General features: G+C 34.8%; 12 protein-coding genes, 2 tRNA genes and 3 rRNA genes. 14 read left to right on the forward strand and 3 right to left on the reverse strand.

Translation table 11 applies throughout. The features are described 5' to 3' along the window. Window positions 1-167: 167 nt before the first annotated feature. Genes ACZ451_RS08695 through ACZ451_RS08705 form a run of 3 tightly spaced genes read left to right on the forward strand, consistent with a single transcriptional unit; the run spans window position 168 to window position 5,580 of the window. On the forward strand, window positions 168-3,221 hold the full coding sequence (locus tag ACZ451_RS08695) for a SusC/RagA family TonB-linked outer membrane protein (RefSeq protein ID WP_464216726.1): 3,054 nt from the start codon (window positions 168-170) through the stop codon (window positions 3,219-3,221). A 12-nt stretch (window positions 3,222-3,233) separates the two neighbouring features. Then, window positions 3,234-4,724, forward strand: a complete 1,491-nt coding sequence (locus ACZ451_RS08700) for a RagB/SusD family nutrient uptake outer membrane protein (RefSeq protein WP_464216727.1) — start codon at window positions 3,234-3,236, stop codon at window positions 4,722-4,724. Between the two features lie 19 nt (window positions 4,725-4,743). Next, complete coding sequence (locus ACZ451_RS08705; RefSeq protein WP_464216728.1) at window positions 4,744-5,580, forward strand: hypothetical protein; 837 nt, start codon at window positions 4,744-4,746, stop codon at window positions 5,578-5,580. Between the two features lie 1,308 nt (window positions 5,581-6,888). Here the strand turns inward: ACZ451_RS08705 and ACZ451_RS08710 are convergent. The 3 genes from ACZ451_RS08710 to ACZ451_RS08720 form a co-directional block, all read right to left on the reverse strand. Then, window positions 6,889-7,575 carry a hypothetical protein gene (locus ACZ451_RS08710; protein WP_464216729.1) on the reverse strand — a complete coding sequence of 229 codons (687 nt, stop codon included), beginning with the start codon at window positions 7,573-7,575 and terminating at the stop codon, window positions 6,889-6,891. Between the two features lie 143 nt (window positions 7,576-7,718). Further along, window positions 7,719-8,438 carry a hypothetical protein gene (locus ACZ451_RS08715; RefSeq protein WP_464216730.1) on the reverse strand — a complete coding sequence of 240 codons (720 nt, stop codon included), beginning with the start codon at window positions 8,436-8,438 and terminating at the stop codon, window positions 7,719-7,721. After that, window positions 8,435-12,703 carry a thrombospondin type 3 repeat-containing protein gene (locus tag ACZ451_RS08720; RefSeq protein WP_464216731.1) on the reverse strand — a complete coding sequence of 1,423 codons (4,269 nt, stop codon included), beginning with the start codon at window positions 12,701-12,703 and terminating at the stop codon, window positions 8,435-8,437. Before ACZ451_RS08720 ends, ACZ451_RS08715 begins: the two co-directional genes overlap by 4 nt. 191 nt (window positions 12,704-12,894) lie before the next feature. On the opposite strand from ACZ451_RS08720, the gene ACZ451_RS08725 reads away from it, so the two are divergent. From ACZ451_RS08725 to ACZ451_RS08775, 11 genes are all read left to right on the forward strand, one after another. After that, window positions 12,895-14,901, forward strand: coding sequence for a putative porin (locus ACZ451_RS08725; RefSeq protein WP_464216732.1), 2,007 nt, complete (start codon window positions 12,895-12,897; stop codon window positions 14,899-14,901). A 291-nt stretch (window positions 14,902-15,192) separates the two neighbouring features. Next, window positions 15,193-15,561: a c-type cytochrome domain-containing protein gene (locus tag ACZ451_RS08730; RefSeq protein WP_464216733.1), complete on the forward strand. Its 369-nt coding sequence runs from the start codon at window positions 15,193-15,195 to the stop codon at window positions 15,559-15,561. A gap of 27 nt (window positions 15,562-15,588) precedes the next feature. After that, on the forward strand, window positions 15,589-16,131 hold the full coding sequence (locus ACZ451_RS08735) for a YceI family protein (RefSeq protein WP_464216734.1): 543 nt from the start codon (window positions 15,589-15,591) through the stop codon (window positions 16,129-16,131). 14 nt (window positions 16,132-16,145) lie between these two features. Continuing rightward, window positions 16,146-16,544 (forward strand): OB-fold protein, encoded by a 399-nt coding sequence (locus ACZ451_RS08740; protein WP_464216735.1) that lies wholly within the window; start codon window positions 16,146-16,148, stop codon window positions 16,542-16,544. A gap of 29 nt (window positions 16,545-16,573) precedes the next feature. After that, entirely contained in the window at window positions 16,574-17,443 is an 870-nt protein-coding gene (locus ACZ451_RS08745; protein WP_464216736.1) for a DUF5777 family beta-barrel protein, read from the forward strand. A 396-nt stretch (window positions 17,444-17,839) separates the two neighbouring features. Then, window positions 17,840-19,359, forward strand: a 16S ribosomal RNA gene (locus tag ACZ451_RS08750). Between the two features lie 211 nt (window positions 19,360-19,570). Continuing rightward, window positions 19,571-19,644 (forward strand) — tRNA-Ile (locus tag ACZ451_RS08755). A gap of 156 nt (window positions 19,645-19,800) precedes the next feature. Next, window positions 19,801-19,874, forward strand: a tRNA-Ala gene (locus ACZ451_RS08760). Window positions 19,875-20,091: 217 nt separating this feature from the next. Further along, window positions 20,092-22,926 (forward strand): 23S ribosomal RNA (locus tag ACZ451_RS08765). Window positions 22,927-23,209: 283 nt separating this feature from the next. After that, a 5S ribosomal RNA gene (rrf, locus tag ACZ451_RS08770) occupies window positions 23,210-23,321 on the forward strand. Together the 16S, 23S and 5S rRNA genes with 2 tRNA genes alongside form the textbook arrangement of a ribosomal RNA operon. Before the next feature lie 156 nt (window positions 23,322-23,477). Next, window positions 23,478-24,278, forward strand: a complete 801-nt coding sequence (locus ACZ451_RS08775) for a hypothetical protein (RefSeq protein WP_464216737.1) — start codon at window positions 23,478-23,480, stop codon at window positions 24,276-24,278. Window positions 24,279-24,315: the final 37 nt, after the last annotated feature.

Raw genomic sequence — 24,315 nt, forward strand, 5'->3', positions numbered from 1 at the left:
CTATTATGTTAAAATTGGTAAATAATGAGCAATTAAAAATTATTTTTCTGTTGATCTCATAAAATTTTCATCAATTTTAACAAAATGCCATTGTTTTAGATTTATTTTTTGGATTATTAACTATTTATTAAGACTTTAGCGGTTGACTAATTCAAAAAATTATTTAAATGAAATCAAAGTTAACTTGGATTTTAACACCTTTGTTGGTGTTATTTATGAGTTTCTCTTATGGACAAGGGAAAACTATTTCGGGTAATGTGACAGATCAAAGTGGTCTACCATTGCCTGGTGTCTCCGTATTAGTAGTAGGTACTACTAGTGGAACACAAACAGATTTTGATGGTAACTATACCATAACTGCAAGTGTTGGGCAGAAATTAAGGTTCAGTTATCTGGGTCAGAAAACTGAAACTAGAACTGTCGGTTCTTCAAACTCAATAAATGTTCAGATGTTGGAAGATGCGGAGGCTTTGGATGAGGTTGTTGTTCAAGGGTATCGTACTGCTACTAAAGCAACATCTAGTATTGCTACATCAACGGTGACTGCAGAAACTTTAATCAATAGACCAAATGCGAGTGTGGTTCAAACGCTTTCAGGTCAAATAGCTGGTTTAAATATCACTGCTGCGTCTGGACAACCAGGAGCACCACCAAGAGTTAATTTAAGAGGTGTTGGTTCGTTAAATGGTAATACTGATCCGTTATTTGTTATTGATGGTATACCTGTGGATGGTAATGCCTTTAGAAGTTTAGGTAATAATGATATTGAAACAGTTACCGTGCTAAAGGATGCAGGAGCTACAGCAATTTATGGAAACCGTGGAGCAAACGGTGTTATTTTAATTACTACTAGAAATGGTAGTTATAACCAAAAGCTTCAAGTAACTTACAATGGTGTTTTAGAATTGTCTAGTCTTATTAATGATGGGAAGAGATATAATTTAAATGACTCACAACAGCAGCTTAGATTAGAGCGTCAACGTAGTGTTGGTGTAGGAAATGGGCTAACAGATGCTGAAATTGGAGCATTTGAGACTACAGATTGGACTCAAGTTTTATTTAGAAGAGCACTAGCGCAAAACCATACTATAAATTTATCAAGTGGATCAGAGAATTTTACACAATTCACATCTTTAGGTTTTAGAGATCAAGAAGGAATCCTTCAAAACAGTAGGTTAACTAGATTTAATTTTAGAAATAACCTTACTGGTAAATCAGACAATGATAAGTTTAATTTTTCATCTAATATTGCAGTTAACTATTCACAGAATGATGAGCCAAATAATATTGGAGGAGGTGCCATTAATAGAAATTTAGTGCTTGGAGCTGTACAAGGTTTGCCATATTTAAACCCTGATGATTTGCCAGATGGTGCTGAGTTAGTAGCAAGGAATAACTTTTTTCCAGATACTCCATTTTTATTATTAGATCTTGTAAACACTTTTGAAAGAAGAGAAGATGAACTTCAGATTCTTGGTAATTTTGACACTAGCTATGAACTTTTTGATGGTTTTAGAGCTAATGTTAGATTAAGTGGTGAATATCGTCAGCAAACATTAAATCAAACAGAATTTCCAAACTCTTTTAACGCCTTAATATTTGCAGGACCACAAGATCCTCCAGGTTTTCAAATACAAGATATTGAGCAACAGTTTTTGTATAATCAAGTTACATCTCTTACGTATAACAAAGGTTTTGGTAAAAACACTATTGATTTAGGAGCTTACACTGAGTATTTTAGAGGTTTCTTTCAAGATTTCGGCTTCTTTGCAGATGGTTTAGTTCCAGAACTTGCTAGCCCTGGTGATGGAAGTGCTTTTGTTCCGGATAATCCAGATAATGATTTATTTGTAGATACAATAAATGCTAACAGGCTTAGGTCTGGATTGTTTTCTTACTTTTTTCAAGGAGATTGGGATTATGATAGAAGATTTGGTATTACAGGAACAATAAGAAGGGATGCTTCTTTCAGATTCGCAGAAAGTAATAGGTTTGGTACATTTGGTTCAGTTTCTGGACGATGGAATATTAACGAGGAAAAATGGTTTAGTGATGATTCTTTTGTTAATGTATTAAAGTTGAGAGGTTCATGGGGTGTAACTGGGAACCAGTTTATTGCGAATACTGCGCCAAGAGGAATCAATTTTGATGCACCAGATTTAACCAGGGATTTATTTGTTACCGGAGCTGGACTTGGAGGTCAGAACTCTCTATTTTTAGGGCAAATTGGTAATAATACCCTAAAATGGGAAACAACAAAACAAACTGATATTGGTGTAGATTTTGAATTATTTAACAGCAAATTAAGAGGTAATGCAGATGTTTACACAAGAACAACTTCTGATTTATTTGTTGGTTCACCAATTTCACCTATAAATGGACAGACACTACTAAATACAAATTCTGGAGAAATCAAAAACAGTGGTGTAGAACTTACTTTAAATTATGATATTGTAAGAACAAAAGATATTGGCTTAACCTTAAATTTTGTTTCTAATTACAATAAACAAGAAGTTATAGATTTACCTACAGAAGATGGTATAATCAGAAACCCTGGTGGTATTGGTGGTATTGCTTTGCAAGAAGGTGGGCTAATTAACGAATACTTTTTGGTTAGGTATGCAGGTGTTAACCCTGCTAATGGTAATTTATTATTCTTAGATGCAGATGGTAATACTACAGAAAACCCAGATGTAGATACAGATAGAGTTTTTCTAGGAAAAAATATCTCACCTGATTACCAAGGTAGTTTTGGTTTTGATTTTAATTATAAAGGATTTTTTGCATCAACTCAATGGAATTATGCTATTGGAGTAGATAGAATAGACAATGATCTTGCAGGATTTTTAAATCCAAATAATATTGGACAATTTAGAACATCAGCAGATTTAGAGCGCGCTTTTACACCTGATAACAGGGTAACTGATATTCCTTCATTAGATGCTACCAACTTTGCTTTAGGTGCTAATTCAGATAGATTTTTGCAAAGTGCAGATTTTTTACGTTTAAGATTTGCAACAATTGGGTATAATTTTCCTGCAGAATTTTTGAAGGGTACGGGGATCTCTAGATTAAGAGTATTTGGTCAAGGCGAAAATATTTTTACATTTACTCCATGGAGAGGATTTGATGCTGAAGTTGTAAATACTTTTGACCCAACTCAAAGCAGACTTTTTCCTACTCCAAAAGTATTTTCATTTGGTATTGAAATTGGTTTTTAAAAAAAATAAGATATGAAAAAATATAGTTTTAAATTATTAATTTTAGCTTCAGTAGGGTTATTTTTATCCTGTAACGATGCTATAGATATAGAGCAACCAGGAAGATTAAGTGCAGATGTTGCTTTTAAAAACCTAGCTGATTTAGAAGCTGGTTTACCAGGAGTTTTAGGTGCACTTGATAATTCTGGGCAAACCCAATTTAATTCTGTTTTTACAGATGAAGTTGGTATTGGACCTAGTAATGGTGGCCAAGGTCTAAATGATGGATCTTATGGTTTTGTTCTAAATGCAGGTAGTTCTGCTCCAAATTCATTGTGGTTCAGATATTATTTTGCTTTGAACAGAATAAATAGACTTATAGTAGCTACAGAATCTGTAGAATTAGAAGATGATGAACAGGTAAGAGGAAATGAAATTTTAGGAACTCTACTTGCTTTAAGAGCATATGTAAATTTTGAGATACTTACTTATTTTTCAACAGATTATACGGATGACACAGCACTTGCAGGAATTTTCATAGATTTTGTTCCTACTGTAGATTTGCAATTACCACGTAGTACTAATGGAGTATTTTATGATGCTATTAACGATGATTTAAACACAGCGGAGAATTTTATAAACATTCAGTCAGACGCTACGGGTGTAAGTCTTGATTTTATTGATTTTCTTAGAGTTAGAATTGCAGCTTTTAGACAGCAATATGGTCAAGTTGATGCAATGGCGGCTGATTTGTTATCGAGACATCCTTTGTCGAACAGAGCACAGTATGAAGCTATGTTTGCAGATACTGATGATGGTGAGGTTATTTTTAAATTATTACGTGTAATAAATGGACCATTTGATAACCAAGGGCCTACAGGTACTGCTGGTGGTGGTGGTTGGATAGGAGCAAATTATGCGTTTGTAAATTCAACAGCTGGTGGAGCACCTTATTTTGATATAGGGAGATCATTGTTTGACATATTAGACCCTGATGATGTTCGTTTTGATGTTATTGTTGGTGCAAGTTCAGTAATAAGTCCTGATCCAGCGAATGCAGGTGATTTCGCTAATGATGATGTTCTTTTGGTTAGTAAGTATGAAGGAAAGCCTGGACAGCCATTACTTAATGATCATAAAATTTTTAGATCTTCAGAGCTTGTTTTATTTAGAGCTGAGGCAGCAGTTGCAAATGGTAACTTGGGAGCTGCAGCTAATTTTATAAAGGAATTAAGAGATGCAAGATTTGGTATAGATACGGCTGCCCCCACTTTTTCTAGTGCTCAGGATGCATTTGGAGCTATTATAGATGAGAGAAGGGTTGAGTTTGCTTTTGAAGGATATCGTTGGGTAGATTTAAAAAGGCTAGGAGAAAGAGGAAATAGAGGTATTTTAAGAAGTCCTTTAGATTGCGCGGTAAATGGTGCTTGCTCATTGCCAGCTACTGATTTCAGATTTACGTTACCTGTTCCTTTGAACGAACTTAATGCTAATAATGAAATACAACAAAACCCTGGGTATTAACAATTAAATGATGAATAACATGAAAAAATATATTTTATTATCTCTAATTGCACTTTCTTTTATGGGGTGCGATGATGCAGAGTTTATTACTTTTGATGAAGTAAACGGTACATCATTTGCTACATTTGAAAACCCTTCACCAGACGATTTGGTATTTAATCCTGCTGCAGATACAGACCAGACATATGCAGTTAGTGTATCTACTGTTTCATCTGCAGATCGTACAGTAAATATTTCTGTTGATTCTTTATCAAGTATTGATCCTACGTTATATGCAATTGAGACATTGAGTCCTGTAATACCAGCTGGAGAATTTTCAGTTGATGTAGTTGTTACGACATTTGCTACTGATGTTTTTCCTGATATGGGTAGTAATTTAGTACTTAGTTTAGATGCTGTTGAAGGAGCGATTGTTAATGATTCTATAGGAAGCATTGATACTTATGAAATAGGTTTCACAGTAGAGTGCCCGTCAACAGATATTGATGATATTACTGGAATGGCAGTCACAACTTCTAATACATTACTAGCTGCTTTTGGAAACCCAGTAACTGCTAGTGATCCTAGAACTGTTATAGCAGGACCTGGTGAAAATCAAGTTACTATTGTTGGTGGATTTGGAGTGGGTTCTTCGGATGATATTATTCTGAATATAAATCCAGATGATGGAACTATTTCTAATGGATCTCCAGAAGGAACAAATATTTTTGTCAATGGAGGAACACTTCCAGTACCTATTGTAGATTTAAGCGGGAGAGCTCTAACGTGTATTAATCAAATTAGTATTACAGTAACAAATACTATATTCGCCGCACCAAATGATAGTTTTACATTAGTATTATCTGTAACACCATAATAATTTTTTTAAATTTTAAGCTTTACTAATTTAGCTTATTGATATTTACAAATCCCTTACTAATTTACGTAGTAAGGGATTTTTTTTATTCATCTTTTATTTTATTTCTCATAAAATTAATTAATTCAATTGTTAATAGGTGTTCAATGAATACTAAATGTATTATAATTATATCTAGATCAACAAGATACTTATCGTTACCTGTCAAATATAGCCAGTCATGCATTGCAGTAGCAATTGTTTTAAATTATACTGAATACAAAGTATATAGCCTCAACTTCATTATAAAAAACATCTTTTATTAACTGGGGGTTTAATAAATGTTTATAAATAGTATTAAGTATTATAAGTATTTGTTAGGATTTCATATTGTAACGTTTATCTAAAGAATAAAAGTAATTTGATGATGATTTAATGAAAGATAAGCTTAAGTCAACATACTTTTTTAAGGTTTCAATAGAACTATTATACTTAAATTTTCTAACAGGTTTACAATTTACTAATACTTCTACTTCTTAGATTCTCTTTTCCGTTGCTAGGTCAAATTTGGTTTTTTGTGAAGTCTGTCTAATGACTCCTGTTCTATTTCCAAAGGTTTCTTTTGCCTTTATTGGTGTATCGTCTGATAAATTATGTTTTAATAAGGTGTGCAAATTTTCCGTTATCAATGGTAGTAATCTTTATTCACTATACTGTAGTTTGGCATATGTTTTTTTATTCTGTCATAGACGTGTTCCGTGCTTAGACCATTGAGATTTTCTGGCATGGTCACTAGTGTAGCGCTATCGGTTATTAGAAATAATGTTATCTTATGATATTATCAGATTAACTTCTATTTCCCCAATACGTTTGCGTTGGGCCACTACTGGCAGGTCACTTTATTTAAAAACAGTTTACTGTTTATCTCATGGATTGTTCGTTTGCTATCTTCCGTAAGTATGCTGTATAGACTCTTTTTTCCGATAATGACTATGCTTTTGCCTAATCCATTTACTGATGATATCGTCATTAGAATTAGATTAAACTTCCTTTGCAAAGTGTTTTGCGATCAATTTTGGACTCTACTTGTTGTCGTACATGAGCTTTACTATATATACTTTTATTTTCAGGGTATATCCTAATTTAGTTGCGTAGATATGTGCTGTTTGAACACTTGTGTAAAAACGGCATTTAAAAAAAGTGATATCTAATTGAAAATAAAAACTATCCAATTAGATATCACTAAAGAATATTTGATAACTTCATATCAATCTTTTTTTGATTATGAGTTATTATATGTGCTTATAATTTAATCAAAAATGAACTATGCTACAAAGTATTATTGTAATTGATAAGTTTTATTAAATCTTCTTCTTTTTTAAGATTTAATTTGCTGGTTTTTATGAATGTTTTAAGTTTTTCTTTATTGGCGCCTATTACAGATAATATACTTTTTTTATTTAGATTGATAGGTTGAGCTGGATTATCGCCAATTTTGATATAGTAGGTATTTTCATTTATAATTCTGGCAGGACTTCCTTTTTTATAACTTGAACTTGCTTTTTGTGCCGGTATTAAGACTTTTTCCTGTTTGTAAAGTAATAATGTAGGATTGTTATACTCAGTTATTTCTTGAAAATAGCCTTGTTTTATTGTGTTGCCCTTATTGAAATTATGAATTGCATAATTCATTTTTTGTATAGAAGCTTTAACATAATTTCTTTTAAGAAGACTTGTCACTGTACCATCATTCTCTTTTAATTCAATTTCATCATTTAATGCATTGTATCGTAAAAAACCATTATATGTTTTTTTTCTAATATATATTTTCCCGTTTAAGAAGTTGTCGTTTATGTAAGGTGAACCCTCAACTTTACTGAGAGTTATATTATTACCTTGAACACTATTACGAATGTAGTCTGTTGGTAAGTTAATTCCTTGTGATCTAACATTAAAAGAATACAATGCTAGATTAATGAGTACTATGAAGATTATTTTTTTTTTGAGAAATTTCATACTGGTTTAGATTTAATGGGCAATTTTGGTAAAATTCCCTGTTTTATGAATAAAATAGCCTTAATATTGTTTATTTCCTTTTGATTTTTATTCAATTTATATAGAAAAAAATTATTAAAAAATAGTTTTCAGTTAAAATTTTCCTAATTAACAATAAATTCAAAAATTTCTGATTGAGATGAATTTCCTACAGCATCAGAGGTAGTTACTTGCCAATAATACTTTGTTCCTCCTGTAATATTAACATTTTCTATTCTCATGCCTACTGTTGTACCAATAGAAGTAGAGGGTATAGCACTAGTATCTAAGAAAACTTCATAACTAACAATATCATTATCTACATCGCTTGCATCCCAAACTAAATCTATAGTGGTACCTGTAACACTATTTCCTCTTACTGGACTAATAGCTTGAGCAGGAAAAGGAGCATAATTTTCAGTACCTGGCCCTTCGTTATAAAAACGAGATTCTGAGCTTTCTGCTGTCTCTGCTGTTCCAACAGCTCTTGAAACTACAGACCAAGCATATGGAGTACCTCTTTGAATAGTGATAGTAGCTTCTGTGGTAGAGGAGGTAGATCTAGAAGTGATTCCTGTATTAAGGTTAGTAAGGTTTACTTCATAACTATCTGTATTTAGTGAAGCACTCCATTCGAACGTAACATTACTTTGTTCGTCATTTACAATAACTCCAGTATTACATTCTGTATTATCTTCTGGAAATATTATAGTTGCAGCAGAAGGTGCTGCTACTGGTGTTTCAGGGATATCTGTTCCGTCATCTCCAGAGCCTGAGCCCCCACAAGAAAATAGAAAAGCGATGAGTAAAACAGCTATGATATATGTACTATTTATATTTTTCATTTTTTTATTATTTTATAAGTAAGTAATGACTGATTTGTTTTTAAATTAAGGATGTATACGCCATTAGAGAAATTATCCATATTAAAAGAAAATTCCCCAAAACCATTAGAATCAATGACTTTTTTGTAAAGTAAACCACCAGAAACACTAAATAATGAGATTTCAGCAGTGCTTGTATTTAAATTTTTATTAAAAAAGATATTTAAATCGCCATTAGAAATTGGATTAGGATAAATAAGTAATTCATTATTTAATAAGATAGTTTCATTATGAGAACCTTGGCAATCTTTATCCGTTTTAACTGATAATAAATTTTCTACTTGTTCTAATGGAAGTGTAATTTCGTTTTTAGAAGTTTCGAACACTTTATCATTTAAATTTATGATGTATGTTTTACCACCAGATAGGCTTAGCGTGACTTTATTTTCTAAAGAATTTATTTTAGAGGAAACAGATAAATCTTCAGGTTGATCAATATTAAGTTCAAAACATATTTGATAATCAGCTTGTCCAGCTACCGTAATACAAATTTGGTAGGTGCCAGATGATAGATTATTATGAGAAGTAGAAGTAGTAAAATCGTTAGTTTCAGTTACTCCATTTCCAGTTAAAGTACTTGTGTAATTTAGGTTACTTTCTGCTGTGATACTAATTGATCCATTATTAGAAGAAGTACAAGATTCTCCTGTTGCCAATATTCTAAAATTATTTGCAGGTAAGGAAAAAACTTCACAACCATCAATATCTACTACAGCATTTGCTGGTGTTTCTAAACACAGATCATCAGTATTTAAGACACCGTCATTATCTATGTCATCATCACAAATATCGCCAATACCATCATTATCAAAATCTGCTTGATCTGCATTAGCAGTAAAAGGACAGTTGTCATTGATATCTAAAATTCCATCATTATCATCATCTGGATCACAGACATCGCCCATACCATCCATATCATTATCTGCTTGATCTGAATTTCCAATTAATGGACAGTTATCATCAACATCTAAAATTCCATCATTATCATCGTCATCATCATCTTGAAAACCAGTAACAACAAAATCATCTATAATAACGCCTTCTTGATTCATCCCAGGATCTGACTGAAAAACTATTCTAAAAAGAACATTATTTTCATTTGTTAAATCTACTTCACCAGCTGCTGCGTTCGCAACAAAATCATATGCATATTCAGTCATAGTAATGTTAGTCCCTGTCCACTGCGCTCCAGTACAATTTTGACAATCGTTACCATTATCGGTTCTATCACTATTATACCAATTCGGTAAGCTATTTGTTGTGCCTAGAACGTTCCAAGAACTTCCGTCGTTTATGGAGTATTCAACATAAACAATATCAAAATTAAGCTCTAAGTCATAAGCCATGTTAAACTTTAGAACGGGAGCAAGTATAGAATTTAACTCATAACAACCACTTACAATAAAGCCTCTTGTTCCATCAGGGTGGTTTCCAGTTAAGTTTGTTCCATATACTTGCGTTCCGGAAGTTGCTGTATTTAATAACGTTCCAGTAGGAACTCCTCTTTCCCAAACACTTGTAGTAAAATCATCAGCATTATAATTGAGTAGCGATTCATTCTCGCTTTCAAAATCTATAACATCATCTCCAATGGCAAAATCATTTGCAAAAAAACTGTTTTCTATTGTATTATTATCAGCAAAAGTATCATTTGCAATAGTTGCAGTTGCGCTATAGGTGTGTAAGCCAGTTTCAAGAGCTGTAATAGCAGGAAGCGGAATAGTGACAGTTTCATCACTATTTAGAGTGCCTGTCCAAATAGTGTTTTGAATACCAGTGTCATCTAATTCATAAGAAATTTGAATTTCTGTAATACTGTTTAATCCATTATTTTCAACTGTGATTTCCGGTATAATTTCGCCACATAGAATTGAATTTGAAGGTGTTAAATTAATTAAGCGAATATCATTTTCTGGTATTTGAATTGGAATTGGAGATTGCCAAACACCCCTTCCATATGTGGATGCTGTGATAATTTCATCATTAAGATTAATTTCTAAATCACTGACAGCAGTATTTGGTAGTGCAGTAAAATAGTCTTCCCATTCTGTTAAAGTATCGTCAAGCCTGTAAACACCTAAGTTCGTCGCTACATATATTGGGTTGTCCGTATGACGGCCTTGATGTACTATGGCATAAAAAGCTTGATCCGAAGGGAGATTTAATGTGATATCTTCTTCAGGTCCAGCATTTCCGTCTGAGTTAACAGGCACCTTGAATACGCCTCTTAAGGCTTGTTGACTAGATAGAGGTCTTCCGCTACCAACTCTATTTGATGTGGTTACATATACAAAAGAACCATCAGTTTGATTAATAGCAATATCTGATATATCTGAATCAAACCTATTAAAAGCAGAAAAAGTGACTCCGCCATCCTCACTTCTGAATAAAAATTCGGCTTCAGCTGCATAGACTATTAATGGGTTGTTAGGGTCCGTTTCGATATCATCTATATTTCCATTGCCAAAGTCATTTGACCATTTTTGAAACGAATTACCCACTAATTTGTATACTGCCCTATTGTAACCAGCAAAAACATCACCATCAATTGAAACAGCTAAAGGAGTTATCCAATTTCCAACTAAAGGCATTCCATCATCACCATTAGGAGGATTAACACGGCCTAAAGATTCGCCAGCATTTGTGGTTATAAATAGCCCTCCGCCATTTTGAAAAAAGCCATAAATTAAATCCGGATTGTTAGGGTCTATTTCATAGTCCATTCCATCTCCACCAGTGTAAACGTTCCAGTTTGTTCCATTAGAAACAAAACCAGCATTATCCTGAGTGCCACCAGCTATTCTATTACTACTATTATTAGCAGTAGAAATTCTATAAAACTGGGTAATAGCCATATTATTAGTTTTGTCTGTAAACGTAGTTCCTTTATCTAGTGAAGTGTACAATCCACCATCTGTACCTGCAAATAATATATTGTTGAAAAATTTTAAAGTATGAATATCTGCATGAGAGTAAGACTGATTGTTTACATTCCACTGATTTATTCTTGCAAATGAATTTCCACCATTATTACTTCGCCAAATATTTAGACAGCCTACAAAAACTTGGTTAGCGTTATCTGGTGATACTGCTAGTGCTAAATCAAAAAATGCTTGATTTGATTCAAAAATATTTGTAGTATTTGCTGCTTCAGTAAAAGTTTCACCACTATCAATAGATCTATATAATCCTTGGTAGGTTCTATTATTATCATTATTAGCACTAAGTATATATACCGTATTAGGGTCTGCAGGGCTTACTCCTAAAACTAATCGTCCTGATACTGCGGGTAAAATATCTGTAATTCGTGTGAAATTCTCACCATTAGTAGATTTAAAATATCTTGAATTGGTAACTGCGTAAATGGTATTACTAGATCCTGGTTTTAATTTAAAATCAAGAATATTTCCGGAAGCTTTTAATTCCCAAGATGTTCCTGCATTTATGGACTTATATAGTCCAGTTGTACCAGCGGCCCATACAATGTTGCTATTATTTGGATCTACAGTAATTTCGTTCATAAATAAATTAATTCCACTACTGCCAGGGATGTTTCCTGTAGCATTCCATGAAGAACCTCCATCAATTGATTTAAATACACCAATACTGTGAGAATCTGCGCCATCATCATCACCTGTAGTAATATAAATAATATCAGAATTGTTGGGATCTATTGCTATTCCAGAAACTCCAATTTGTAAAAACTGATCAAATAAACTAACCCAAGTATCACCTGCGTCAGTAGATTTCCATATTCCACCTGCTGCTGCACCAGCATACCAAATATTGGGGTTGTTAGGATCCACGGCCATCTGGTTTACTCTTCCAGTACCTGGTAAACTAGTATTTAGAGTGCCGGGTGAAAAAGGGCCAATTGGGTTCCAATTACTCGTGGGGTTGACTCTGGCAGTACTAGCCATTTTTTTTTGGAAACTCCTAAAAATCTTATCTCCAGTAGGTAATTGCCCATTAGGTTCTACTAAATTGCGCCAGTAGTTTTCCCATCTTTTAAACGGTTTGTAACCGCTCCCTTTTTTATTGTAGTCTTTATCTTTCCAATAATTATCAAAGGCATTAGAAATCTCATCTAATGTGTAAGATTGGTTTTTGGCTGTAGAGGTAGACTTAGATTTTTTTAAATCTTCCATCCAAGGTGCGCTTTCATTATATTGGGCGTACGATAAAGTTGATATGAAAAAACAAACCAAAAATAATTTTCTTAACATAATTCTTTTTTTGTGTAAATATCTCAAAAAAAAGTGAATACTCCACTTTTTTTCGGTGAATATAGTTTTTGTTCGGGAAGGTGCTTTTATTTTGAAAAAAAATGTTTTCTAATTCCGTCGGAGAATCTTACTAAAACTTTCACATTTAGTTAAGGACAAAAAAATTACCTTTGTTTAATCAAGTTTTACAAATGAAGTATTTATTTTTTTTAGGCTTATTATTATTATTTAATTTAGTTTTTGCACAAAACGATTCTATCCCAAAAGAAAAAAAAATTGATTCTCTAGAAGTAGAAAAAAAGATAACTTCTAAAGAATTTGATATTAATTCTTTAGAAGAAGGTGAAAAACCACCTATCAATCTTTATAAAATAATCTCTTATGATAGAGACACTACTTATGTTGATACTACACTTAGCGTAAAAAAAGATTATAAATACAATTACTTAAGAAAAGATGATTTTGAGTTACTACCATTTGCTAATATTGGGCAACCTTATAACAGTTTAGGAGTAGATTTTGAAAATGAAGAATTTTATCCAAGTTTTGGAGCGAGAGCAAAACACTTTAATTATGCTGAAAAAGAAGATGTAAATTACTATAATGTGCCTACGCCTATGACGGATGCATTGTTTAAAACAACATCGACAGAAGGTCAGTTATTAGATATTATGGCTGCATTTAATTTGTCTAAAAGGCTAAACTTTTCAATAGGGTATAAAGGTTTTAGGTCTTTTGGTAAATATAGATTTAGTGAGGCAGAATCGGGTAATTTTAGAACAACAACAAATTATCAGAGTAAAAATGATAGATATACTTTAAGGGCTCATATTGCGGCTCAAGATATCAATACTTTAGAAAATGGAGGTTTAAGTGATAAAGTAAATCAATTTGAATCTAAAGAAGACGATACATTTTCCGATAGAATTAGAGTAGATATTAATTTTGATAATGCGAACAATAGGCTTTTAGGGAAACGCTATTTTTTAGAACATCAATTTAAATTAATCCGGAAAAAGAAAGACTCTACTTATGTAGAGAAAACATCTTTGGCTATTGGGCATCAGTATAATTATGAAACAAAACTATATGATTTTTTGCAAGATCAACCCTTAAATAGTTTTTTTGGAGAATCATTTTTAAATCAAAATGTACAAGATAGAGCACGTCTAAAAACACTCTATAATAAGGTCTATGCAGAGTTTTATAATGCAACATTAGGAAAATTAAGGGGGTCAATTAGCTTATATAATTATAATTACTTTTTTAACAGTCTTGTTGTATTAGCAGATAATACTGTTATTCCTAATAAACTGCAGGGTGAAGAGCTAGTTTTAGGGGCTAATTATGAGAAAAAAATAGGAAATTTTAAAATAAAAGGAAATGGTTCTTTTGGTCTCTCAGGGATATTAACAAATAGTTTGTTAAATGCATCTCTAGCTTATCAATTAAACCCAGATATGAATTTAAATGCAACTTTATATTCTTCCTCAAAACTGCCAAACTTTAATTTTTTACTCTATCAAAGTAATTATGTAAACTACAATTGGCAGAATACAGATGTGTTTGAAAACGAACGTACTAATAGTTTGCAATTTAATTTAGATTCTAAATTATTAGGCAATGTTTCTGCAAAATTTACTACCATAGATAATTACACCTATTTTGGAACAGATGCTAGTGCGGTTATAGCTGAAGGAAGTTCGGAGAATCAAATTGTAAAACCAATCCAAGAAAATAATAGTGTAAATTATATAAAAGTAAAATACGAAAAAGAAATCAAGTGGAAAGGCTTTGCTTTAGATAATACGGTAATGTATCAAAGCGTATCTCAAACCAATACTGTTTTAAATGTGCCTCAATTAGTGACCAGAAATACACTTTATTTTTCAACAGATGTGTTTAAAAAGGCAATGTTTTTACAAACTGGAGTTACTTTAAAATATTTTACCGAGTATAATGCAAATGCTTACAATCCTCTTTTGGGGGAATTTTATGTTCAAAATAATGAAAAGATAGGAGGTTTTCCATTATTAGACTTTTTTGTTAATGCTAAAGTAAAGCAAACACGTATTTTTCTTAAAGCTGAGCACTTTAACTCTTCTTTTTCAAAAACAAATAACTTTTATGCGGCTCCAGACTATCCTTATAGAGATTTTATTGTGCGCTTTGGTGTAGTATGGAATTTCTTTTCGTAAAGAAAAGAAATTTTAGTTGACAACATAATTAACTTAGGTTTAATATTATTTTTTCACTTTTGAGTAGAAAAATAAAGACTACTATATTTCTCATATTTAGTAATATAACTGCTTATGTTGAATTTTTTACTTTGTTTTAAACATAAATGTAACTTAGATAGCGTTAGTTTTTGTTTTTAAGATAGACTGTTCTTGTAACGGAGTAAGATATAGAAGATAAAATTTTGACTCCATTTTATTGAAACCCTATTAAATTATCAAAAACTAAGCTAAAACAAAAGATAGAATAACATGAAAAAAAATAGTTCTTTATTAAAAGTAGGTTTTTACTGTGCTTTATTTTTAATGATTGGATTGATGAGTTGTGAAACAAGTACACTTTCAGAACTTGCTGAACAAGAAAGTCCTGATATTATAACTTATGAGAATCGTGTTCAGACAATATTAGGAAGCTCATGTGTAGAGTGCCATAGTGCAAGCAATCCTACAGCTGGTGTTCGTTTAGATACATTTGAAGGAGCATTTATAGTTGCAAATAATGGAAGAATGCTTATCCGTATGACAAGTACAACAAATCCAATGCCTCCTACCAGAAATCTTGCTACTAATATAATAGACGATATTAGAAATTGGATAGATAATGGTATTTTAGAAAATTAATATCCTTCAAATTTAAAGAAAGTAAGCATGAAGAAAGTAATTTTATCTTTTTTGTTTTTTGCACTAGTAGCGCAAAGTTTTGGACAAAAATATTATACAAAAACAGGAACTTTAGATTTTGAAGCTTCAGTAGAAGCATTTGAGCCTGTAAAAGCAAGTAACACTACTACTACTGCTATATTAGATATTACATCAGGAAAAATAGCAGTATTAGGATTGGTCAAAGGTTTTCGTTTTAGAAATGCGTTAATGGAGGAGCATTTTAATGAAAACTATATGGAAAGTAATACCTACCCTAAAGCAACTTTTAATGGTGTAGTCAAAGGTTTTTCAATTGATGAAATAGCTTCAGAGAAAGAATATACTGTAGAAGGAGACCTTACCATTCATGGAAAAACAAAAAAAGTTACAGCATCAATATTCATTATTAAAAATGAAGTTGTTATTGATGTGAAAACTAACTTTTCAGTAACTCCAGCAGATTTTGATATTGAAATCCCTAATGTGGTTAGCGAAAAAATTTCAGATAAAATTAATATTAGTGCAAGCTTTAATTTAAAGAAAAGATAATCATATTAGAATATATGAAAAATAAAAAAATACTTATAACAGCTATCATTGTTGTTTTAATTATTGCTTTTGCAAGTTATAATTATATATATCAAGACCATAGAGATATTAAATCAGAGCAACCAATTTACACCTTAAAAGCAACTGACCTTATAAAAGAATTTCAAGATCAAGAAGAAAAGGCTACTGAAAAGTATTTAAATAAAACAATTGCAATAGAAGGGGTATTAACTGGTATTGAAGAAACCTCTATTGTTATTGAAGATGTTGTTTTTTGTGCTTTCAGCGGAGAAGATGTAAAGATGCCAACAGCTAACCTTTTAAATACTACCATAAAAGTTAAAGGTAGATGTATTGGTTATGATAATTTATTAGAAGAAGTTAAACTTGATCAAGCTTCTTTGATAAAGTAAAAATTAAACTACAAATTAAATAATACCTAATGAAGAAATTAGTATTCTTATTATTACTCTTACCTGTAATTACTTTTGCGCAAGACGATTTACTAGATGAATTAGAGGAAGAAGTTGTTGATGAGCCAACTGTAGTAACATCGGTTTTTAAAGGGATTAAAATTGTTAATTTTGAATCCACAAAACTAGTAGGCAGAAAGCAATTACAATTTATCATATCACATCGTTTTGGAGATTTAAGTGATGGAATAGATAATTTTTTAGGTTTAGATGATGCAACTGCGCGAATACAATTTGTTTATGGTCCTACAGATTGGTTAAATGTAGGAGTATCTCGTTCAGGATTCAATAAAACCTATGATGCAGCTGTTAAATATAGATTTGTAAATCAAATAGAAGGAGGTTCTCCTGTTACATTAGTAGGTTACCATCTTATAAATATTAATACAGATTTTGATGTAAATCTATATCCAGGATTAACATTTTCAGATCGGATAGGCTATGCCAATCAATTATTAATTTCAAGAAAATTTAATGATTGGTTATCCTTACAGTTAATACCAACATTTTTTTATGATAATACCGTAATGGAAGATAATCAGGATAATGCGCAATTTGCCTTAGGTGTGGGAGGGCGTATTAAATTAACAAAAAGACTTGCATTGATAGGAGATTATGGAATTCATTTAAATAGAGTAGATAATTCTAACTCTAACAATTCCTTAGCTTTAGGTATAGAGATAGAAACTGGTGGTCATGTATTTCAATTACATGTTTCTAATTCAAGAGCAATTTTTGCTAATGGTTTTTTAGGGCAAGCAAGGGGTGATTTTGGAGATGGAAATATATTTTTAGGTTTTAACATATCTAGAGCTTTTAGTATTGGGAATAAAAAATAATAAGCAACTATTGTAAAAATATACATAGTATTAAATTGCTTCACTTTTTTCATATTATTTTTTTATTGTAAATCACTATAATACAGTCACTTATTATTTATTTTAAAATGTTTCCAAAAAAAGCTTAAAAAATTCTTGTTGGGATAAAAAAGGTATGTATATTTGCACCCGCTTAGTTAAACAATGGTTTAGTTAAGGGTATTAAAAAGTTCATTGACATATAGAAAAGACAACGCGTATGATAGTTGTTGTTTGGTTTTTTAGGAATCAAATAATGGCCACATATAAGATATAAGATAAAGAGATATTAGGATTTAGAACAAGTTTTAATATAGTTACTGAGTTAGGATGATAATTTGAGTTATTGGGAAGTGGATATATAATATTTACAAAACAACGATGAAGAGTTTGATCCTGGCTCAGGATGAACGCTAGCGGCAGGCCTAACACATGCAAGTCGAGGGGTAACATGAGTGCTTGCACTTGATGACGACCGGCGCACGGGTGCGCAACGCGTATACAATCTACCTTATACTGAGGGATAGCCTTTGGAAACGAAGATTAACACCTCATGGTATTATAAAGTCGCATGATTATATAATTAAAGGTTACGGTATAAGATGAGTATGCGTCCCATTAGTTAGTTGGTAAGGTAACGGCTTACCAAGACGATGATGGGTAGGGGTCCTGAGAGGGAGATCCCCCACACTGGTACTGAGACACGGACCAGACTCCTACGGGAGGCAGCAGTGAGGAATATTGGACAATGGGCGAGAGCCTGATCCAGCCATGCCGCGTGCAGGAAGACTGCCCTATGGGTTGTAAACTGCTTTTATACAGGAAGAATAAGGTGCTCGTGAGCACTGATGACGGTACTGTAAGAATAAGGACCGGCTAACTCCGTGCCAGCAGCCGCGGTAATACGGAGGGTCCGAGCGTTATCCGGAATTATTGGGTTTAAAGGGTCCGTAGGCGGGCTGTTAAGTCAGAGGTGAAAGTTTGCAGCTCAACTGTAAAATTGCCTTTGATACTGGCGGTCTTGAATTATTGTGAAGTGGTTAGAATAAGTAGTGTAGCGGTGAAATGCATAGATATTACTTAGAATACCGATTGCGAAGGCAGATCACTAACAATATATTGACGCTGATGGACGAAAGCGTGGGTAGCGAACAGGATTAGATACCCTGGTAGTCCACGCCGTAAACGATGGATACTAGCTGTGTGGTTTTCGGACTGCGCGGCCAAGCGAAAGTGATAAGTATCCCACCTGGGGAGTACGTTCGCAAGAATGAAACTCAAAGGAATTGACGGGGGCCCGCACAAGCGGTGGAGCATGTGGTTTAATTCGATGATACGCGAGGAACCTTACCAGGGCTTAAATGTAGTATGACAGCTTTAGAGATAGAGTTTTCTTCGGACATATTACAAGGTGCTGCATGGTTGTCGTCAGCTCGTGCCGTGAGGTGTCAGGTTAAGTCCTATAACGAGCGCAACCCCTGCCGTTAGTTGCCAGCATGTAAAGATGGGGACTCTAACGGGACTGCCGGTGCAAACCGTGAGGAAGGTGGGGATGACGTCAAATCATCACGGCCCTTACGTCCTGGGCCACACACGTGCTACAATGGCCGGTACAGAGAGCAGCCACTTAGTGATAAGGAGCGAATCTACAAAACCGGTCACAGTTCGGATCGGAGTCTGCAACTCGACTCCGTGAAGCTGGAATCGCTAGTAATCGGATATCAGCCATGATCCGGTGAATACGTTCCCGGGCCTTGTACACACCGCCCGTCAAGCCATGGAAGCCGGGAGTGCCTGAAGTCCGTCACCGTAAGGAGCGGCCTAGGGCAAGATCGGTAACTAGGGCTAAGTCGTAACAAGGTAGCCGTACCGGAAGGTGCGGCTGGAACACCTCCTTTCTAGAGAAGTTCACGACCAGTTATGCAGATAATGAGTAATTATTATCTATAGAATTTTTAGCTTAACTCATAGCTTTATTATACTTGTTCTAAATTTTGATAAGATTTTTTATTAAATGTCTAGTTGTCTTTTTTGATATGTTCATTATAAATATTGGAAGTTAGTATTGTTAGTTTTTTAAAAGTGAAGCAATAGTAACAAAAAAGTGAGAGTCTCATAGCTCAGCTGGTTAGAGCGCTACACTGATAATGTAGAGGTCGGCAGTTCGAGTCTGCCTGAGACTACAGCCTAAGGCTGATTTATTATTAGATATATTTAATAATAATTAAGTTTTAGAAATACGTTCATTAGTATAAATTGAAAGGAAATTTTAGAAGTTGAGTTTGTTTTGAGTAGAGAATTACTCATCACTCATAACTAATAGCTCATAACTAAAACATGGGGGATTAGCTCAGCTGGCTAGAGCGCCTGCCTTGCACGCAGGAGGTCATCGGTTCGACTCCGATATTCTCCACAGAACAATTAGATAATTAACTAATTTGATAATGTAACAATTTAATTATTACATTATTTAATTTTCAAATTTTCAAATTGATAAAAGTTCATTGACATATTGGGATAAAGGTTATACATAGAATCTACAGGATATTTATGTATAACAGAATTAAAGAGAAACGAATTAGAGTAAAGAGAAGTACGATAAGTACAAAGATTAGAATTAAAAAGGACTAGTGACAAGCTAGGAAAGGGCGTATGGGGAATGCCTAGGCTCTCAGAGGCGAAGAAGGACGTGATAAGCTGCGAAAAGCTACGGTGAGGTGCACACAACTTATGATCCGTAGATATCCGAATGGGGCAACCCAGCTGGTTGAAGGCCAGTTATGCCGCAAGGCAAGCAAACCCGGTGAACTGAAACATCTAAGTAGCCGGAGGAGGAGAAAACAATAGTGATTCCGTTAGTAGTGGCGAGCGAACGCGGATTAGCCCAAACCAATTATGTTTCGGCATAATTGGGGTTGTAGGACCACGCTATTTAATGCGCAATGAATTAGAACACTTTGGAAAGAGTGACCACAGAGGGTGATAGTCCCGTATAAGTAAAGAGCGTTATTGATAGTGGTATCCTGAGTAGTGCGGGGCACGTGAAACCTTGTATGAATTTGCCGGGACCATCCGGTAAGGCTAAATACTCCTGAGAGACCGATAGTGAACCAGTACCGTGAGGGAAAGGTGAAAAGAACCCTGAATAAGGGAGTGAAAAAGATCCTGAAACCATACGCTTACAAGCGGTCGGAGCGCATTTATGTGTGACGGCGTGCCTTTTGCATAATGAGCCTACGAGTTACTTTTACTAGCAAGGTTAAGATTTTAAGAATTGGAGCCGTAGCGAAAGCGAGTCTGAATAGGGCGTTTTAGTTAGTAGTAGTAGACGCGAAACCGTGTGATCTACCCATGGGCAGGTTGAAGCTTTGTTAACCCAAAGTGGAGGACCGAACCCGTTGACGTTGAAAAGTCTTGGGATGACCTGTGGGTAGGGGTGAAAGGCCAATCAAACTCGGAAATAGCTCGTACTCCCCGAAATGCATTTAGGTGCAGCGTATACATAGTTTTATAGAGGTAGAGCTACTGATTGGATGCGGGGGCTTCACCGCCTACCAATTCCTGACAAACTCCGAATGCTATAAAATGATTGTATGCAGTGAGGGCATGGGTGCTAAGGTCCATGTCCGAGAGGGAAAGAACCCGGACCATCAGCTAAGGTCCCCAAGTGTATGCTAAGTTGATATAACGCGGTGGAATTGCATAGACAGCCAGGATGTTGGCTTGGAAGCAGCCATTCATTTAAAGAGTGCGTAACAGCTCACTGGTCGAGCGATTCCGCATGGATAATAATCGGGCATAAGTATACCACCGAAGCTATGGCTTCTGTACACGGTACAGAGGGGTAGGGGAGCATTCTATAGGTGTTGAAGGTGTGTTGTAAGACATGCTGGAACGTATAGAAACGAAAATGTAGGCATAAGTAACGATAATGCGGGCGAGAAACCCGCACGCCGAAAGACCAAGGTTTCCCCAGCTATGCTAATCAGCTGGGGGTCAGTCGGGACCTAACGCGAACCCGAAAGGGGTAGTGGATGGACAAGCAGTTAATATTCTGCTACCTGCTCACATTAAAAGTGACGTGGATCTGGAGTTAGTGCGTACAGACGGAATAGTACGTTGAAGGGAGTGGTGACACCCCGATAGTACACTGCGACTTCGGTCAAGGTGATAATCTAGCGTAAGATCTACCGAGAAAAACAAGTGAAGCAGCCCGTACCGTAAACCGACACAGGTGGTTGGGATGAGTATTCTAAGGCGCTCGAGAGATTCATGGCTAAGGAACTAGGCAAAATAGACCCGTAACTTCGGGAGAAGGGTCGCCCACCTTTTAGGTGGGCCGCAGTGAAGAGGTCCAGGCGACTGTTTATCAAAAACACAGGGCTCTGCAAAATCGAGAGATGACGTATAGGGCCTGACACCTGCCCGGTGCTGGAAGGTTAAGAGGAGATGTTAGCTTCGGCGAGGCATTGAATTGAAGCCCCAGTAAACGGCGGCCGTAACTATAACGGTCCTAAGGTAGCGAAATTCCTTGTCGGGTAAGTTCCGACCTGCACGAATGGTGCAACGATCTGGACACTGTCTCGGCCATGAGCTCGGTGAAATTGTAGTATCGGTGAAGATGCCGGTTACCCGCAGTGGGACGAAAAGACCCCGTGCACCTTTACTATAGCTTCGTATTGACCTTGGTCAAGTAATGTGTAGGATAGCTGGGAGACTATGAAGTGGCATCGCTAGGTGTTGTGGAGTCATTGTTGAAATACCAGCCTTTACTTGTCTGAGGCCTAACTCTCTTGTGAGAGAACAGTGCGTGGTGGGTAGTTTGACTGGGGTGGTCGCCTCCAAAAGAGTAACGGAGGCTTCTAAAGGTACCCTCAGCACGCTTGGTAACCGTGCGTAGAGTGCAATGGCACAAGGGTGCTTGACTGAGAGGCATACAGGCCGAACAGGTTGGAAACAAGAGCATAGTGATCCGGTGGTTCCGTATGGAAGGGCCATCGCTCAAAGGATAAAAGGTACGCCGGGGATAACAGGCTGATCTCCCCCAAGAGCTCATATCGACGGGGGGGTTTGGCACCTCGATGTCGGCTCGTCACATCCTGGGGCTGGAGAAGGTCCCAAGGGTTGGGCTGTTCGCCCATTAAAGTGGCACGCGAGCTGGGTTCAGAACGTCGTGAGACAGTTCGGTCTCTATCTACTGCGGGCGTTAGAAATTTGCGTGGATCTGACTCTAGTACGAGAGGACCGAGTTGGACTGACCGCTGGTGCACCAGTTGTTCCGCCAGGAGCATTGCTGGGTAGCTATGTCGGGATTGGATAAGCGCTGAAAGCATATAAGCGCGAAACCAGCCACAAGATGAGATTTCTTTAAAGAGCCGTGGGAGATGACCACGTTGATAGGCCATAGGTAGAAGTGTAGTAATACATGTAGCCGAGTGGTACTAATAGCTCATAGGCTTGCACTCGCTGCTACTTCGAAAAGAGGTAGCAGTGGACACCTTTTTTTTTATGCTGAATTAATTTTCAGTATCTAATAAGTTAAACTTACTTTTCTTTAATCTACATTCATTACTTTGGCTACTTTTTAAGTTAACCGAGTTTAAATTCTAAATAGTGGTCTTAGACCATCTTTATCCCTTTAATATGTTCACTTCGGCTACGCTCAGTAACCATATCAGTTACACTCACTAAAAAAAAGTGATGCTAGTTAGAAGTTATTAAAATATAGTTGCTCAGCAACTAAAGATTTAAGGTGACCATGGCGATGGGGTTCACCCCTTACCATTCCGAACAGGGAAGTTAAGCCCATCAGCGCCGATGGTACTGCTATACCAAGTGGGAGAGTAGGTCGTTGCCTTTTTTATAAAAGTCCTTCATCATAACGATGAAGGACTTTTTTGTTTATATCTATCTTTCTGTATTTATTAAATTCTAATCTACTTCACGATATAACTCTTAAGTTTTCTATCTTAGTTGATAGTCATAGTTTTATGTTATTAAAAATCAAAACTTAAAATTGAAAATCTTATTTAAAGCTATATTAAAATTAATTCTTTTTGGAATACTTACAGTAATAACTCAAATAGGTGGAATTGTTTATTTAGTAAGTCTACTAATTTCAAAAAAATGGAATAAAAAGCTAAAGTTTAAAACGCTTATGATTTTTACATGCTTGTATTTATGCACTACACTTTTAATCGTTCCTTTAATCGCGCCAATTTTTGGTCGTGAAAAAGTAATACATTCAGAAAAAATTAGCCCAACGAATTATATGACTGTCTTATTGAACAGAAATTATGTAAATCCTCAACTAAATGAGCTATTAAGCAGAACAGCAAAAGGCTTAAATGAAACAGCTATTGAAATTCATTATTTAGATGCAAACTTTCCCTTTATTAATAAGTTTCCGTTGCTTCCTCATTTAAGTCATAATGACGGAAAGAAAATTGATATTAGTCTGATTTACGAAACAAAAAACGGGATCATAGAAAAAGGACAGAAATCTGTTAGTGGATATGGAGTTTTTGAGAACCCAAAACCAAATGAATTTAACCAAATTAAAAAGTGCTTACAAAATGGTTATTTTCAATATGACTTTACAAAGTATGTGAGTTTTGGGAAAATAAATAAAGATTATGTATTCTCTGAAAAAGGGACAAGAAAATTGATATCTACTATTTTAAAAAATCAAAATTTAGGAAAGCTATTCATTGAGCCTCATTTAAAAAATAGAATGAATTTAAAGGATAATAGAATACGATATCACGGCTGTAGAGCAGTACGGCATGATAACCATATTCACATCCAATTAAAATAATCAACGAACATAACGATCTTATTAAAATACATACTCA

This window comes from Allocellulophaga tsushimaensis (genome assembly GCF_055383085.1).

Coding starts and splice junctions, on each gene's coding strand:
- ACZ451_RS08715 (WP_464216730.1), bottom strand. CDS start 8,438: ATGAAAAATATAAATAGTACATATATCATAGCTGTTTTACTCATCGCT.
- ACZ451_RS08695 (WP_464216726.1), top strand. CDS start 168: ATGAAATCAAAGTTAACTTGGATTTTAACACCTTTGTTGGTGTTATTT.
- ACZ451_RS08725 (WP_464216732.1), top strand. CDS start 12,895: ATGAAGTATTTATTTTTTTTAGGCTTATTATTATTATTTAATTTAGTT.
- ACZ451_RS08730 (WP_464216733.1), top strand. CDS start 15,193: ATGAAAAAAAATAGTTCTTTATTAAAAGTAGGTTTTTACTGTGCTTTA.
- ACZ451_RS08745 (WP_464216736.1), top strand. CDS start 16,574: ATGAAGAAATTAGTATTCTTATTATTACTCTTACCTGTAATTACTTTT.
- ACZ451_RS08735 (WP_464216734.1), top strand. CDS start 15,589: ATGAAGAAAGTAATTTTATCTTTTTTGTTTTTTGCACTAGTAGCGCAA.
- ACZ451_RS08720 (WP_464216731.1), bottom strand. CDS start 12,703: ATGTTAAGAAAATTATTTTTGGTTTGTTTTTTCATATCAACTTTATCG.
- ACZ451_RS08705 (WP_464216728.1), top strand. CDS start 4,744: ATGAAAAAATATATTTTATTATCTCTAATTGCACTTTCTTTTATGGGG.
- ACZ451_RS08700 (WP_464216727.1), top strand. CDS start 3,234: ATGAAAAAATATAGTTTTAAATTATTAATTTTAGCTTCAGTAGGGTTA.
- ACZ451_RS08740 (WP_464216735.1), top strand. CDS start 16,146: ATGAAAAATAAAAAAATACTTATAACAGCTATCATTGTTGTTTTAATT.
- ACZ451_RS08710 (WP_464216729.1), bottom strand. CDS start 7,575: ATGAAATTTCTCAAAAAAAAAATAATCTTCATAGTACTCATTAATCTA.